At 54.2% G+C, this 15042-nt stretch carries 19 protein-coding genes; 13 read left to right on the forward strand and 6 right to left on the reverse strand.

What is annotated here, in order from left to right:
• Positions 1–8: 8 nt before the first annotated feature.
• Both kdsD and ABLV75_RS26425 read right to left on the reverse strand, forming a co-directional pair.
• Complete coding sequence (gene kdsD / locus ABLV75_RS26420) at positions 9–1013, reverse strand: arabinose-5-phosphate isomerase KdsD (RefSeq protein ID WP_004106156.1); 1005 nt, start codon at positions 1011–1013, stop codon at positions 9–11.
• On the reverse strand, positions 1010–1987 hold the full coding sequence (locus ABLV75_RS26425; protein WP_004106154.1) for a calcium/sodium antiporter: 978 nt from the start codon (positions 1985–1987) through the stop codon (positions 1010–1012). Before ABLV75_RS26425 ends, kdsD begins: the two co-directional genes overlap by 4 nt.
• A gap of 209 nt (positions 1988–2196) precedes the next feature.
• On the opposite strand from ABLV75_RS26425, the gene mlaF reads away from it, so the two are divergent.
• From mlaF to murA, 7 genes are all read left to right on the forward strand, one after another.
• Complete coding sequence (gene mlaF / locus ABLV75_RS26430) at positions 2197–3009, forward strand: phospholipid ABC transporter ATP-binding protein MlaF (protein WP_004106152.1); 813 nt, start codon at positions 2197–2199, stop codon at positions 3007–3009.
• 7 nt (positions 3010–3016) lie between these two features.
• Positions 3017–3799, forward strand: coding sequence for a lipid asymmetry maintenance ABC transporter permease subunit MlaE (gene mlaE / locus ABLV75_RS26435; RefSeq protein ID WP_004106151.1), 783 nt, complete (start codon positions 3017–3019; stop codon positions 3797–3799).
• Between the two features lie 4 nt (positions 3800–3803).
• On the forward strand, positions 3804–4355 hold the full coding sequence (mlaD, locus tag ABLV75_RS26440) for an outer membrane lipid asymmetry maintenance protein MlaD (protein WP_004106149.1): 552 nt from the start codon (positions 3804–3806) through the stop codon (positions 4353–4355).
• Positions 4356–4373: 18 nt separating this feature from the next.
• Positions 4374–5009 (forward strand): phospholipid-binding protein MlaC, encoded by a 636-nt coding sequence (gene mlaC / locus ABLV75_RS26445; protein ID WP_004106146.1) that lies wholly within the window; start codon positions 4374–4376, stop codon positions 5007–5009.
• The gene (mlaB, locus tag ABLV75_RS26450) at positions 5009–5299 is read left to right on the forward strand and encodes a lipid asymmetry maintenance protein MlaB (RefSeq protein ID WP_004106144.1); all 291 of its coding nucleotides are present in this window, start codon (positions 5009–5011) and stop codon (positions 5297–5299) included. Before mlaC ends, mlaB begins: the two co-directional genes overlap by 1 nt.
• Before the next feature lie 135 nt (positions 5300–5434).
• Positions 5435–5689 (forward strand): BolA family iron metabolism protein IbaG, encoded by a 255-nt coding sequence (ibaG, locus tag ABLV75_RS26455; RefSeq protein WP_004106141.1) that lies wholly within the window; start codon positions 5435–5437, stop codon positions 5687–5689.
• A gap of 54 nt (positions 5690–5743) precedes the next feature.
• On the forward strand, positions 5744–7003 hold the full coding sequence (gene murA / locus ABLV75_RS26460; protein WP_004106129.1) for a UDP-N-acetylglucosamine 1-carboxyvinyltransferase: 1260 nt from the start codon (positions 5744–5746) through the stop codon (positions 7001–7003).
• Between the two features lie 56 nt (positions 7004–7059).
• On the opposite strand, the gene sfsB is transcribed toward murA, so the two are convergent.
• Together sfsB and ispB are read right to left on the reverse strand one after the other, a co-directional pair.
• Positions 7060–7332, reverse strand: coding sequence for a DNA-binding transcriptional regulator SfsB (gene sfsB / locus ABLV75_RS26465; RefSeq protein WP_004106127.1), 273 nt, complete (start codon positions 7330–7332; stop codon positions 7060–7062).
• 196 nt (positions 7333–7528) lie between these two features.
• Positions 7529–8500, reverse strand: a complete 972-nt coding sequence (gene ispB, locus ABLV75_RS26470; RefSeq protein WP_004106125.1) for an octaprenyl diphosphate synthase — start codon at positions 8498–8500, stop codon at positions 7529–7531.
• 260 nt (positions 8501–8760) lie between these two features.
• Here ispB and rplU point away from each other — a divergent pair, with 260 nt between their 5' ends.
• From rplU to cgtA, 4 genes are all read left to right on the forward strand, one after another.
• Positions 8761–9072 carry a 50S ribosomal protein L21 gene (gene rplU / locus ABLV75_RS26475; RefSeq protein ID WP_004106123.1) on the forward strand — a complete coding sequence of 104 codons (312 nt, stop codon included), beginning with the start codon at positions 8761–8763 and terminating at the stop codon, positions 9070–9072.
• A 19-nt stretch (positions 9073–9091) separates the two neighbouring features.
• Positions 9092–9349 carry a 50S ribosomal protein L27 gene (rpmA, locus tag ABLV75_RS26480; RefSeq protein WP_003861831.1) on the forward strand — a complete coding sequence of 86 codons (258 nt, stop codon included), beginning with the start codon at positions 9092–9094 and terminating at the stop codon, positions 9347–9349.
• A 95-nt stretch (positions 9350–9444) separates the two neighbouring features.
• Positions 9445–10410 (forward strand): DMT family transporter, encoded by a 966-nt coding sequence (locus ABLV75_RS26485; protein ID WP_004106120.1) that lies wholly within the window; start codon positions 9445–9447, stop codon positions 10408–10410.
• A gap of 15 nt (positions 10411–10425) precedes the next feature.
• Positions 10426–11598: an Obg family GTPase CgtA gene (gene cgtA, locus ABLV75_RS26490; RefSeq protein ID WP_004106119.1), complete on the forward strand. Its 1173-nt coding sequence runs from the start codon at positions 10426–10428 to the stop codon at positions 11596–11598.
• A 44-nt stretch (positions 11599–11642) separates the two neighbouring features.
• Here the strand turns inward: cgtA and dacB are convergent, their stop codons facing one another.
• Positions 11643–13076: a serine-type D-Ala-D-Ala carboxypeptidase gene (dacB, locus tag ABLV75_RS26495; RefSeq protein ID WP_004106117.1), complete on the reverse strand. Its 1434-nt coding sequence runs from the start codon at positions 13074–13076 to the stop codon at positions 11643–11645.
• A 234-nt stretch (positions 13077–13310) separates the two neighbouring features.
• On the opposite strand from dacB, the gene greA reads away from it, so the two are divergent.
• A complete protein-coding gene (gene greA / locus ABLV75_RS26500; RefSeq protein ID WP_004106115.1) occupies positions 13311–13787 on the forward strand; it encodes a transcription elongation factor GreA in 477 nt (158 codons plus the stop codon).
• Positions 13788–13939: 152 nt separating this feature from the next.
• Here greA and yhbY read toward each other — a convergent pair whose 3' ends face one another.
• Complete coding sequence (gene yhbY / locus ABLV75_RS26505) at positions 13940–14233, reverse strand: ribosome assembly RNA-binding protein YhbY (protein WP_004139797.1); 294 nt, start codon at positions 14231–14233, stop codon at positions 13940–13942.
• 124 nt (positions 14234–14357) lie between these two features.
• Between yhbY and rlmE the strand changes: the two genes are divergently transcribed.
• Positions 14358–14987, forward strand: a complete 630-nt coding sequence (gene rlmE, locus ABLV75_RS26510) for a 23S rRNA (uridine(2552)-2'-O)-methyltransferase RlmE (RefSeq protein ID WP_004106110.1) — start codon at positions 14358–14360, stop codon at positions 14985–14987.
• Positions 14988–15042 lie beyond the last annotated feature (55 nt).

Below are 15042 nucleotides of genomic sequence, written 5' to 3' on the forward strand. Positions count from 1 at the left end.
TTCCTTACTTACACTACGCCCGCGCGCAGGAGATCGTGCATATGTATCACACCTACCAGGCGGTCGCCATCGGCAACCAGCACGCAGGTGATATGACGGGACTGCATCAGGTTGAGCGCATCAACGGCCAGAGTGCCGGGACGGATACGGATACCGCCTCGCGTCATCACCTCGGCAATGCTGGCGTTACGCACATCAATACCGGTATCAAATACGCGGCGCAGATCGCCATCGGTGAAGATGCCGATGATATTCATCTCATCATCGCAAATGGCAGTCATGCCTAAATTTTTGCGCGTGATTTCCAGCAGCGCGTCGCGCAGCGTAGCCTTCAGGCTCACGTGCGGAATTTCATCACCGGTGTGCATGATATCATTGACCCGCAGCAGTAGCTTACGACCCAGCGCGCCGCCGGGATGCGATAGCGCAAAATCCTCTGCGGTAAAACCGCGGGCTTCCAGCAGCGCTACGGCAAGCGCATCGCCCATGACCAGCGCGGCGGTGGTGCTGGATGTCGGAGCCAGCCCTAACGGGCAAGCCTCTTTGGGCACCTTTACGCACAGATGAATATCCGCCGCGCGCGCCATGCTGCTGTCCGGTCGGCTGGTGATACAAATCAGCGACACCTGCTGGCGCTTAAGCACCGGGATCAGGGCGAGAATTTCGTTTGATTCGCCGGAGTTGGACAGCGCAATCACCACATCGCAGGGGGTGACCATACCCAAATCGCCGTGCGCGGCCTCTCCGGGGTGAACGAAGAAAGATGAAGTACCGGTGCTGGCAAACGTCGCCGCCATTTTTCGCCCGATATGGCCGGATTTGCCCATCCCCATCACCACAACTTTACCGTTACAGCGGAAGATGGTCTCACAGGCACGGGTAAAATCTTCATTAATATATTGATCGAGCTGGGCCAGACCTTCACGTTCAATTTCCAGAACCTCACGGCCTGCCCGTTGAAAGTCAAAATCCGCTGGCAAATCTGTTTGCGACATAATGTTATCCCGAATCATTCAACGAAGAGCGGCGCTGTCCAGTACAGCATCGCTAACCAAAGCATAAAACCGCCAACCAGCAGGGCGCCGGCAAGGCGACCTGGCTGCTGCTTACGGCGCCAGCACAGCGCAGCGAAGATCAGGCTGACCAGCAGCATAACGCCATAGTCGCGGGTAAAGGCCTCGGCGGCAAAGGTACCCGGCGCAATCAGCGCGGGGAGCCCGAGGACCAGTACAATATTCAGAATATTAGCGCCAATGATATTGCCGATGGCGATATCGTTCTCGCCTTTGCGCGCACCGGCAATGGCGGTAGCCAGCTCGGGCAGGCTGGTGCCTATCGCGACGACCGTTAAGCCGACGGTCAGTTCGCTGATGGCAAAAAAGTTCGCCAGAACCGTGGCGTTATCAACGACCATTCGCGTGGCCATCGGCATCACTATCATCGCGACGCCCAACCAGAGCAGCGCGACGGGAAGCGAACCCTCCCGCGGCAGCTCCGCCAGCTGTTCGCGGGTCAGGCTGTCGTTCCCCTGACGCTCTGCCAGGCGGGCGATTTTAATGGTAAACAGCAGCCATAATATGGCCAGCGCCAGCAAAAAAAGGCCGTCTATCCGCGTGAGCTGCCCGTCGTACAGCACGAATCCCGCCAGTAAACTGACCAGCAACATTAACGGCAATTCGCGGCGCAGGATATCAGAATGCACGGTAAAAGGTTGAAACAGAGCCGTGAGGCCGAGGATCAGCAGGATGTTGGTGATATTCGATCCGAGAGCCGTTCCGATCGCCAAATCGGTTTGCCCATGCAGAGAAGCGGCGGCGGAAACGATCGTTTCCGGTAAGCTGGTTCCGATGCTTACCACCGTCATGCCAATAATCAGGGGAGGGATCCCCAGCATACGGCAGAGTATTGAAGCGGCGTAGACCAGACGATCGGCGCTGTAGACAACCAGCAATAAACCAATAATTAACAGAGCCGTCGCTAAGAGCATCTAAAGTCCTTTATTCAGGTATAATCGTCGCCTCGCTGGCCGTCCGTAGGCAGCGTAACGAATTCTTAATTTTGACTTTATGTGTGCCAAAAGTAAAACAAATGCCAGCTTTCGCTAACCTGGGCAGGTAAGATTCTGTAAAAATGTTGGGTTTGTGGTGAAAGAAAGCGCCATGCTTAGCCCGAAGGGTGTCTAGTAAGGATGATTTTATGAGCCAGAGTTTGGCGAATCTAGTCGAAGTGCGCGGTATTCGCTTCTCGCGGGGCGATCGCGTGATCTTCGATGATATCTCGCTATCGGTACCCCGTGGAAAGATCACCGCGATTATGGGGCCATCAGGGATCGGCAAAACCACCCTGTTACGCCTGATCGGCGGCCAGATCCCGCCGGACAAGGGCGAGATCCTGTTTGATGGTGAAAACGTACCGCAGATGTCGCGCTCGCGCCTGTACACCGTGCGCAAGCGTATGAGCATGCTGTTTCAATCCGGCGCGCTGTTCACCGACATGAACGTGTTTGATAACGTCGCCTATCCGCTGCGCGAGCATACTCGTCTGCCGGAAGCGCTGCTGCACAGCACGGTAATGATGAAGCTGGAAGCCGTCGGCCTTCGCGGAGCCGCTAAGCTGATGCCTTCCGAACTTTCGGGGGGGATGGCGCGCCGTGCTGCGCTGGCGAGGGCGATTGCGCTGGAACCTGATCTCATCATGTTCGATGAGCCCTTTGTCGGACAGGACCCCATTACGATGGGGGTACTGGTGAAATTGATTTCTGAACTCAACAGCACCCTGGGTGTCACCTGTATCGTAGTTTCGCATGATGTGCCGGAAGTGCTCAGCATTGCGGACTTTGCGTATATTGTGGCGGACAAAAAAGTCGTGGCGCATGGGAGCGCGCAGTCGCTGCGTGAAAATGCCGATCCTCGCGTTCGTCAGTTCATTGATGGTATCGCTGACGGCCCGGTGCCGTTCCGCTATCCGGCGGGTGATTATCATCATGATTTATTGGGCAAAGGGAGTTAAGCGACTCATGTTGTTAAATGCGCTAGCCGCGCTCGGGCATCGCGGTATTAAAACTATCGCGACGTTCGGGCGTGCTGGATTGATGCTCTTCAACGCAGTTGTGGGCAAGCCTGAGTTTCGCAAGCATGCGCCGCTGCTGGTACGCCAGCTGTATAACGTTGGCGTGCTGTCGATGCTGATCATTATTGTATCGGGGCTGTTCATCGGTATGGTGCTGGGTCTGCAGGGCTATCTGGTGTTAACCACCTATAGCGCTGAAACCAGCCTCGGCATGCTGGTGGCGCTGTCGCTGCTGCGTGAACTGGGGCCGGTTGTTGCCGCGCTGTTGTTTGCCGGACGTGCCGGTTCGGCATTGACGGCCGAAATTGGCCTGATGCGCGCCACTGAACAGCTCTCCAGCATGGAGATGATGGCGGTCGACCCGCTTCGCCGCGTGATTTCACCGCGTTTCTGGGCCGGGGTGATTTCACTGCCGTTGCTAACCATTATTTTTGTGGCGGTCGGCGTATGGGGCGGTTCGCTGGTTGGGGTTAACTGGAAGGGCATTGATGCCGGCTTCTTCTGGACGGCGATGCAAAATGCCGTCGACTGGCGGATGGATCTGGTCAACTGCCTGATTAAGAGTCTGGTTTTCGCCATTACGGTAACATGGATCGCGTTATTTAACGGTTATGACGCTATCCCCACTTCCGCCGGGATTAGCCGGGCGACGACGCGTACGGTAGTACATGCGTCGCTGGCGGTTCTGGGGCTGGATTTTGTGCTGACTGCGCTGATGTTTGGGAATTGAGTTCATGCAAACGAGAAAAAATGAAATCTGGGTTGGGGTATTCTTACTGGTTGCGCTGCTGGCGGCGCTGTTTGTCTGCCTGAAGGCGGCAAACGTGACCTCTATACGTACTGAACCGACCTACCGGCTCTATGCCACTTTTGACAATATCGGCGGTCTGAAAGCGCGCTCACCGGTGCGAATTGGCGGCGTGGTCGTAGGACGCGTGGCGGATATCACCCTCGATCCTAAAACCTACCTGCCTCGCGTGGCTCTCGATATTGATGAGCGTTATAACCATATCCCCGATACCAGCTCGCTGGCGATCAGAACTTCCGGTCTGCTGGGCGAACAGTACCTGGCGATGAACATCGGGTTTGAAGACCCTGAGCTGGGAACGGCTATCCTTAAAGATGGCGGCACCATTCAGGACACCAAATCCGCCATGGTGCTGGAAGATTTGATAGGCCAGTTCCTCTACAACAGTAAAGGTAGTGACAATAAGAATTCTGGCGATGAACAGGCTGCTGGAGAGAGTCATACTGACGCTACGCCGCCTGCCGGCACGACGCATTAATTTCAGGAGAGAGAAGACATGTTTAAACGCTTACTAATGGTCGCCATGCTGGTGATTGCCCCATTGACTGCGGCTACCGCCGCGGACCAGTCCAATCCGTATAAGCTGATGAACGAAGCGGCGCAGAAAACCTTCGACCGCCTGAAAAACGAGCAGCCGAAGATTCAGGCTAATCCGAACTACCTGCGCGAAATCGTCGATCAGGAATTGCTGCCGTACGTTCAGGTAAAATACGCCGGTGCGCTGGTGCTGGGGCGTTATTACAAAGAAGCGACCCCGGCGCAGCGTGAAGCCTATTTTGCCGCCTTCCGTGAATATCTGAAGCAGGCCTACGGCCAGGCGCTGGCGATGTACCACGGTCAGACCTACCAGATAGCGCCGGAGCAGCCTCTGGGCGATGCGACTATTATCCCTATCCGCGTCACGATCCTTGACCCGAATGGCCGTCCGCCGGTGCGTCTGGATTTCCAGTGGCGTAAAAATACCCAGACCGGCAACTGGCAGGCGTACGACATGATTGCGGAAGGGGTGAGCATGATCACCACTAAACAAAATGAGTGGAGCGACCTGCTGCGCACCAAAGGCGTTGATGGTCTGACGGCGCAGCTGAAGGCAAGCTCCGCGCAGCCGATTACCCTGGAACAGAAAAAATAATGACCGGGCAGCTGAGCTGGGCTCGCGATGGTGAGACGCTGGCGCTGCGCGGAGAGCTGGATCAGGATCTCCTGGTCCCGCTGTGGGATGCACGCGCTCAGGCGACGGATGGCGTGTCGGCAATTGACCTGAGCGCAGTGACCCGCGTGGATACCGCCGGACTGGCGCTATTGGTGCATTTTATCGCGCTGATTCGTCGGCAGGGTCGGGAAGCGAAATTGATCGGTAAGAGTGAAAATCTGCAAACCCTGGTCAGGTTATATAACCTTCCTGCTGATATGATCCCATAAATTTTTCAGTGCCTTACTGCTGAAGCTATTCTGAAAGCCCCATCAAACTTTTCGATGGGGCTTTTTGCTTGTTTAAGACAGCGCCACTTTCCTCTAAGATGTTGGGCTGTTTTCACTATCAGATAAATGTAGCCCATGGAAAATCATGAAATTCAGACCGTGCTGATGAACGCACTCTCCCTTCAGGAAGTCCACGTCTCTGGCGATGGCAGCCACTTTCAGGTTATTGCTGTGGGTGAGATGTTCGACGGCATGAGCCGGGTCAAGAAGCAACAGGCTATCTACGCCCCGCTGATGGAATATATTGCCGATAATCGCATCCATGCTCTGTCGATTAAAGCGTTTACTCCGCAGGAGTGGGCGCGAGACCGCAAACTTAATGGCTTATAAGCTGTGGGGATGTTCCCCGCAGCGTATGTGAATTCTTAACAGAGAACAGAATCAATGGATAAATTCCGTGTTCAGGGGCCAACTCGCCTTCAGGGCGAGGTCACCATTTCCGGCGCGAAAAACGCCGCCCTGCCAATCCTCTTTTCCGCGCTATTAGCCGAAGAGCCGATTGAGATCCAAAACGTACCGAAGCTGAAAGACATCGATACCACCATGAAACTGCTGAGCCAGCTGGGCGCGAACGTTAAGCGCAACGGCTCCGTCTGGATTGATGCCGGCCCGGTCGACGTTTTCTGTGCTCCGTATGATCTCGTTAAAACTATGCGCGCGTCTATTTGGGCGCTGGGGCCGCTGGTGGCCCGCTTTGGCCAGGGTCAGGTATCTCTGCCTGGCGGCTGCGCTATCGGCGCGCGCCCCGTTGATTTACACATTACCGGCCTTGAGCAGCTGGGCGCGGAAATCAAACTGGAAGAAGGGTATGTTAAGGCGTCGGTCAACGGCCGTCTGAAAGGCGCGCATATCGTGATGGACAAGGTCAGCGTTGGCGCAACCGTGACCATCATGAGCGCAGCGACGCTGGCGGAAGGCACGACCGTTATCGAAAACGCCGCGCGTGAGCCGGAAATCGTTGATACCGCAAACTTCCTTAATACGCTGGGCGCGAAAATCAAAGGTCAGGGTACCGATCGTATCACCATCGAAGGCGTAGCGCGCCTCGGTGGCGGCGTGTACCGCGTTCTGCCGGATCGTATTGAAACCGGGACGTTCCTGGTGGCAGCGGCGATTTCTGGCGGTAAGATTTTGTGCCGCAATGCTCAGCCCGATACCCTGGATGCGGTTCTGGCGAAGCTACGTGATGCCGGCGCGGATATCGAAACGGGCGAGGACTGGATTAGCCTCGACATGCATGGCAACCGGCCGAAGGCTGTCAACGTGCGTACTGCCCCACACCCGGGCTTCCCGACCGACATGCAGGCCCAGTTCACATTACTGAATCTGGTTGCTGAGGGAACAGGGGTGATCACCGAGACGATCTTCGAAAACCGTTTTATGCATATTCCGGAACTGATCCGTATGGGTGCGCATGCGGAAATCGAAAGCAACACGGCGATTTGCCACGGCGTGCAGCAGCTTTCTGGCGCTCAGGTAATGGCGACGGATCTGCGCGCGTCAGCCAGCCTGGTACTGGCGGGCTGTATCGCGGAAGGTACGACGATTGTCGATCGTATTTACCACATTGACCGCGGCTACGAGCGTATCGAAGACAAACTGCAGGCGCTGGGCGCGAATATCGAACGCGTCAAAGGCGAATAAGCCTGTAGCAGCAGCCCTCTGACGTTGGTCCGGGGGCTGTTCTCTGCAACCTCGCTTTACTTGTTATTCTTCCTCTGACGCATCATCTGCGTTCTGTCGATAAACTGATGGGTATGGGGATCGTGATAGCGCGATGGCCATATCACCCACGGATCGGTTTCCAGCGCATTCGCAATAATCAGCTCGCCTTTGGGCCAGGGACGAGTCAACGCGTTGGCAAGCGTTGAAGAACTTAAACCATTACGCCGCGATTCAGCTGCCAGCGACGTCCCTTTTTTGCGTAATCCGGCAATAATATCCGCCGGATGCCAGTCGATGAACTTATCCATAAATTCTCCTGGTATTAAACATTCCGTTCGTCCTTAATGGGCGACAAAATGACTATACCTTGAGTTCCAGTAATGTTCTAACAAGTTCTTTTAATGGATGGGATATTAGGAATATATCAAGAAATAAAGCAGCTTTTGAGTTTACAGGAGTTTATTGGAACTTTCCCGCGATTGACGCGGGAAAGGAGGGCGGGAATTAATGATCGCGCTGTACAGCGATGTGGGCGAGGCCAATTAGCGCTTCCCGCCATGGAGAATCGGGAAGGACCTGAAGCGCGGCAATAGCTTTATCAGCTTCTTCCTCCGCGCGTTTTTGGGTCCATTCAAGCGAACCACAGGTGGCCATGGTTTCCAGCACGGCTTCAAGAAGATGACGACCGTTACCCTGTTCAATCGCTCCGCGGATCATGGCGGATTGTTCGGCGTTGCCGTGCCGCATCGCGTGCAGCAGCGGAAGGGTAGGTTTGCCTTCATTCAGATCGTCACCGACGTTTTTACCGAGTCGCTCGCCGTCTGAACTGTAGTCCAGCAAATCATCGATCAGCTGGAAAGCGGTCCCCAGATAGCGTCCGTAATCCTGTAACGCTTTTTCTTGTTCCGCGGTACAGTCGGCCAGAATACCGGAGCACTGGGCTGCGGCTTCAAACAGACGGGCAGTCTTGCTGTAAATAACCCGCATGTAGTTTTCTTCGGTAATGTCCGGATCGTTGACGTTCATCAACTGCAGCACTTCGCCTTCAGCGATAACGTTAACGGCTTCCGACATCACTTCCAGAACTCTCAGCGAGCCAAGGCTGGTCATCATCTGAAAGGCGCGGGTGTAGATGAAATCACCAACCAGCACGCTAGCGGCATTACCAAAAGCGGCGTTTGCTGTGGCTTTTCCGCGGCGCATATCAGACTCATCGACGACATCATCATGCAGCAGGGTGGCGGTGTGGATAAATTCGATCAGCGCGGCAATGGCGACATGAGCGTTGCCCTGATATCCAACGGCACGCGCGGCCAGTACGGCGATCATCGGACGAATGCGTTTACCGCCTCCGCTAACAATGTAATAGCCTAACTGATTGATAAGCTGAACATCAGAGTCGAGTTGCTCAAGAATTGTCGCATTGACGCCCGCCATATCCTGCGCGGTTAACTCATTGATTTTTTCTAAATTCATCGCAAAAGCCGGGCCAAATGTCCTGTTATCGCGTATCCGAATAGGATCACAGAAGGATTAAGACAGAATTAAAAGAAGATGTGATTGTACTGAAAAATTGCCGTAGATAAACGCTGGAGTGAAAGTTGTGTTTTTTTTCTGCGTTGATCGCTGATCGCTCTTGTCAAAGGCTCGCGTTTTGCGTAATATTCGCGCCCTATTGTGAATATTTATAGCGCACTCTGAATCATACGAAGAGGTGCGCGGAAGCGGAGTTCTATATGTACGCGGTTTTCCAAAGTGGTGGTAAACAACACCGAGTAAGCGAAGGTCAAACCATTCGCCTGGAAAAGCTGGACATCGCAACTGGCGAAGCTGTTGAGTTCGCTGAAGTGCTGATGATCGCAAACGGTGAAGAAATTAAAATCGGCGTTCCTTTCGTTGAGGGCGGCGTAATTAAAGCTGAAGTTGTTGCACACGGTCGTGGCGAGAAAGTTAAAATCGTTAAGTTTCGTCGTCGTAAACACTACCGTAAGCAGCAGGGCCATCGTCAGTGGTTCACTGATGTGAAAATTACTGGCATCAGCGCCTAAGACCTGAGGAGAGATTTAAATGGCACATAAAAAGGCTGGCGGCTCAACTCGTAACGGTCGCGATTCAGAAGCTAAACGCCTGGGCGTTAAGCGTTTCGGTGGCGAATCCGTTCTGGCGGGTAGCATCATCGTTCGTCAACGTGGTACCAAATTCCACGCTGGCACTAACGTAGGTTGCGGTCGTGACCACACTCTGTTTGCTAAAGCAGACGGTAAAGTGAAATTCGAAGTTAAAGGCCCGAACAACCGTAAATACATCAGCATCGTTGCTGAGTAAGTTTTTCGTGGTCCGGTAACGGATTAAAGCCCCGCAACGTGTTGCGGGGCTTTTTACATTGAAAACCCGGAAAATTTTCTGCAGGGAAAACGGGCATGAAGCAGCAGGCCGGCATCGGCATTATTTTAGCGCTCACCACGGCGATGTGTTGGGGCGCTTTGCCGATCGCAATGAAGCAGGTTCTTGAAGTGATGGAACCGCCGACGGTGGTGTTTTACCGCTTTTTGATGGCAAGTATTGGTCTCGGCGCCATTCTGGCCATGAAAAGAAAACTGCCTCCGCTGCGTATTTTTCGCAAGCCGCGCTGGTTGATACTGCTGGTCATTGCGACGGGTGGTTTGTTCGGTAACTTCATTCTGTTTAGCTCTTCCTTGCAATATCTCAGCCCCACCGCTTCTCAGGTGATTGGCCAGCTGTCCCCGGTCGGCATGATGGTGGCCAGCGTTTTTATCCTTAAAGAGAAAATGCGCGGCACCCAGGTTGCGGGAGCGCTAATGCTGGTGAGCGGTCTGGTGATGTTTTTTAACACCAGCCTGATTGAGATTTTTACCCGCCTGACGGACTACACATGGGGGGTAATTTTCGGCGTAGGCGCCGCGACGGTGTGGGTGAGCTACGGCGTCGCGCAAAAGGTGTTATTACGCCGTCTGGCATCGCAGCAAATCCTTTTTTTGCTGTACACTTTATGTACGATATCGCTATTGCCATTAGCAACGCCTTCACAGGTGCTGGCATTAAGCGACTGGCAGCTGGCCTGTCTGGTTTTTTGCGGGCTCAATACCCTGGTGGGCTACGGTGCGCTGGCGGAAGCCATGGCGCGCTGGCAGGCGGCGCAGGTGAGCGCGTTGATTACCTTAACGCCGTTATTTACGCTGCTATTTTCAGATTTATTATCACTGGCCTGGCCCGACGTTTTCGCCAGACCGCTGTTGAACCTGATGGGTTATCTCGGTGCGTTTGTCGTGGTTGCGGGCGCGATGTATTCCGCCGTCGGCCACCGTCTTTGGGGACGGTGGCGTAAGCGAGAAGCGGTTGTGCCGCTCCCCCGCTCAGGCGAATGATTTACGGAGAGTAAAATGAAGTTTGTTGATGAAGCAACGATCCTGGTCGTAGCAGGTGATGGCGGCAATGGTTGCGTTAGCTTCCGCCGCGAAAAATATATCCCGAAAGGCGGCCCCGACGGCGGCGACGGCGGCGACGGCGGTGATGTCTGGCTCGAGGCGGACGAAAACCTGAATACCCTGATCGACTACCGTTTTGAGAAGTCTTTCCGCGCCGAACGCGGGCAGAACGGCCAGAGCCGCGATTGTACCGGCAAACGCGGTAAAGACGTGACGGTGAAAGTGCCGGTAGGGACCCGCGTGATTGACCAGGGCACCGGCGAGACGATGGGTGATATGACCAAACATGGTCAGCGCCTGATGGTCGCCAAAGGCGGCTGGCACGGTCTCGGCAACACCCGTTTCAAATCGTCCGTTAACCGTACTCCGCGCCAAAAGACGATGGGGACGCCGGGCGATAAGCGCGATCTGCAGCTGGAGCTGATGCTGCTGGCGGATGTCGGAATGCTGGGGATGCCTAATGCGGGTAAATCGACCTTCATTCGCGCCGTTTCCGCGGCGAAGCCTAAAGTTGCTGACTACCCGTTCACTACGCTGGTACCGAGCCTCGGCGTGGTGCGTATGGACAACGAGAAGAGCTTCGTGGTGGCCGACATCCCAGGGCTGATTGAAGGCGCAGCTGAAGGTGCAGGCCTCGGCATTCGCTTCCTGAAGCACCTGGAGCGCTGCCGCGTACTGCTGCATCTCATCGATATCGAGCCGATTGACGGTTCCGATCCGGTTGAGAACGCGCGGATCATCATCGGCGAGCTGGAAAAATACAGTGAGAAACTGGCTTCTAAGCCGCGCTGGCTGGTCTTTAACAAGATTGACCTGATGGATAAAGCTGAGGCTGAAGAGAAAGCGAAAGCCATCGCGCAAGCGCTGGGCTGGGAAGATAAGTTCTATCTGATTTCCGCCGCCAGCCAGCAGGGCGTAAAAGACCTGTGCTGGGATGTCATGACCTTTATCATCGAAAACCCGATAGTGCATGCGGAAGAAGCGAAGCCCGCAGAAAAAGTCGAGTTTATGTGGGATGACTACCACCGTCAGCAGCTTGAAGAAGCTGAAGTGGAAGATGATGAAGACTGGGATGACGATTGGGACGAAGACGACGAAGAAGGTGTCGAATTCATCTATAAACGTTAATTCCGGGTAAACTAAAAGGGCCGCAGAAGATGCGGCCCTTTTGCTTAATTATTCTGATACAGGTCTTTATACAAGCGGCTTTCGAAGCGCACCAGCGGAATACGTCGGTTACGCTGGTCGGCCGGAGGCACGGCGTAGCCTGATAAATACTGCACGAACGCCATCTTCTGCCCGCTGGCCGTGGTAATGAATCCAGCCAGGTTATACACCCCCTGCAGTGAGCCCGTTTTCGCCGAAACTTTGCCGTCAACGCCTGCCTGATGCAGACCCGCGCGGTATTGCAGAGAGCCATCGTGGCCAGCCAGGGGCAGCATCGAGATAAAGTTGAGCGCGTTATCATGCTGGGCGATGTACTGTAGCACCTGCATCATCGTCGCTGGCGCGATCAGGTTATGGCGCGACAGGCCTGAGCCATCGGCAATGATTGTATTCCCGAGATCGACACCGGCCTGCTGACGCAGGATCTGCCGTACGGCATCGGATCCGGCTCGCCAGGTTCCCGGCACGCCGAAGCGAGCATGGCCAATGGTGCGAAACACCGTATCGGCGATCATGTTGTCCGATTTTTTCAGCATTATACGCAGCAAATCGTGCAGCGGCGCAGATTGCGTACTCGCCAGTACGGTACCCGGCTCGTTTGCCAGGGTCTGACGCAGCAGCGTACCGCTCCAGGTGATATCGGCGTCGGTCAGCTCCGCTTTCAGAATCGCGCCGGCATAGCTGGCGCCATCCTGAATGGCAAAAGCCAGCGGCAGCGGCTCGCTGCGCTGCGGTAGACAGCCGGTCAGGGTGTAACGGTTGAGATCGCCGGGAACCACGTCCAGCTCACAGTACTGTGCTTCAGAAGAGCCGCGAGCGAGGGTGCGCACCTGGCTGAACATGGTCACCGGGTAGTAAGACGCCACGCGGATAAACGCCAAATCGCCCGGCTTTTGCGCGCTATAAAGCGAGATGGAGAAACAGTTTCGATCGACAATCGCCGCCGCCGGAGGTGCGCTAAAGCACTGCGTCATATCGTTCCATGGCCAGCCTGGCGCTTTATCATGACTGGCGAAAATGGAGGTATCGATCAGAACATTGCCTTCAATTCGCTGGACGCCTGCTTTCTTCAGCGTGGCAACCATATTACGAATATCCTGGCGCTTGAGGGTAGGGTCGCCGCCAAAGCGCGCAATCAGGTCTCCTTTCAGGATGCCACCGCTGAGGCTGCCTTTCGTTTCCAGCGTCGTGGTGAAGCGGAAATCCGGACCCAGCTGCAGCAGCGCGGCCAGCGCGGTGATCACTTTTTGGGTGCTGGCGGGTAGCGCCATCTGCTGGCTATGGTAGTCTATCTCCGGCGTCGGGGAGCCTACCTTCTGCGCCATAAAGGCAAGGTTTGCGCCCGCAGGAAGCTGATTGATGTACTCGTCAATATTCGCCGCATGAGCGCTAATCGCTATACCGGCAGTCAATCCGATGATAAATCTGGGAAATCGCATAATCTCGCGCTAACAACCTGAAACCAGTCCGTCATACTACGGTGCAACGCCCTGTAAAGTAAACGATGACCCATAATGAACTTCGGGTTAAAATACGTATCAAATTGAAAATTGCTGCTGGCCTGGGGATCGCTTTCCGGGTCGGTTTTCTTTTGCTCCGGCCATGCTCAAGACTTGACCGGCTGCGGAGCAGCGGCGTCTGCTCCATGAAGGATCGATAAAGAGGTATAACAAATGCAAGCTATTCCGATGACCTTACGTGGCGCTGAAAAACTGCGCGAAGAACTGGATTTCCTGAAGTCCGTACGTCGTCCTGAAATCATCGCGGCTATCGCTGAGGCGCGCGAGCACGGCGATCTGAAAGAAAATGCTGAGTATCACGCTGCCCGCGAACAGCAGGGTTTCTGTGAAGGACGCATCAAGGATATCGAGGCGAAGCTGTCTAACGCGCAGGTCATCGATATCACCAAAATGCCTAACAATGGCCGAGTGATTTTTGGTTCCACAGTCAGCGTTCTGAATCTTGATACCGATGAAGAGCAAACTTATCGTATCGTCGGCGATGACGAGGCCGATTTTAAGCAAAATCTGATCTCTGTAAACTCACCGATTGCGCGTGGTTTAATCGGTAAAGAACAGGATGATGTTGTCGTCATCCGTACACCGGGCGGCGAAGTTGAATTCGAAATTATCAAGGTTGAGTACCTTTAATCCGAATTTAACGCTACGATGTTGATGGATTGTAAAGAAAGGAAAAAGGCCGCGTAGCGGCCTTTTATCAACGTCCGGAGCATGGCATTTTGCTCGTCTACCCGCAGAAAACCCTCGATTTACACAAAGTTGTGTCGATAACCAGGATATTCTTAGCGTGGCAGCGAGATTTTACGCTCTTTAGTCGGGCGGTACAGAACCAGCGTTTTACCGATGACCTGTACATTACAGGCGCCGGTTTCGCGCACGATAGCTTCCACGATCAAGGTTTTAGTTTCGCGATCTTCCGAGGCGATCTTCACCTTGATAAGTTCATGGTGCTCTAACGCTTGTTCAATCTCGGCCAGTACCCCTTCGGTCAAACCATTGTTGCCAAGCATAACTACCGGCTTGAGCGGATGTGCCAGACCTTTCAGGTGCTGTTTTTGTTTAGTACTCAGATTCATCGTATTTTTTTGCTTACGTTGGGATTGAAAACGGTTCATTCTACCGCCATCTCCCATATATCGCCAAACTACCGCGTCGATTTTTACGTCGCGAAGTACGATGAACCCGAAATGGGAATGTTAAATGACAGGTAAAAAGCGTTCTGCCAGCTCAAGTCGTTGGCTTCAGGAACACTTTAGCGATAAATATGTTCAGCAGGCACAGAAAAAGGGGTTACGTTCCCGTGCCTGGTTTAAACTTGATGAAATACAGCAAAGTGACAAGATTTTTAAACCGGGGATGACGATAGTTGACCTCGGCGCTGCACCCGGTGGCTGGTCGCAATACGCGGTTACGCAGATCGGTAACAGCGGCCGCATCATTGCTTGCGATCTTTTACCTATGGATCCAATCGTTGGTGTGGACTTCCTTCAGGGCGACTTTCGTGATGAATTAGTCCTGAAAGCGTTACTTGAGCGTGTAGGTGACAGTAAAGTACAAGTTGTCATGTCCGATATGGCGCCAAATATGTGTGGAACACCGGCGGTGGATATTCCCCGGGCCATGTATCTGGTGGAGCTGGCGCTTGGAATGGCTCGAGATGTATTAGCGCCAGGTGGTAGTTTTGTAGTGAAGGTGTTCCAGGGCGAAGGCTTCGATGAGTATCTAAGAGAGATTCGCTCCCTGTTTACGAAGGTCAAAGTTCGTAAGCCGGACTCTTCTCGCGCCCGTTCGCGTGAAGTGTATATTGTAGCGACCGGGCGTAAACCATAGCCGGCAGATTTCAAACGAAAGTTTGAAAGACGCGGGATATAGAGTATCCTGACGC

The sequence above is a fragment of the Klebsiella sp. CN_Kp066 genome (assembly GCF_040065135.1).
Taxonomy (GTDB): Bacteria; Pseudomonadota; Gammaproteobacteria; order Enterobacterales; family Enterobacteriaceae; genus Klebsiella; species Klebsiella oxytoca.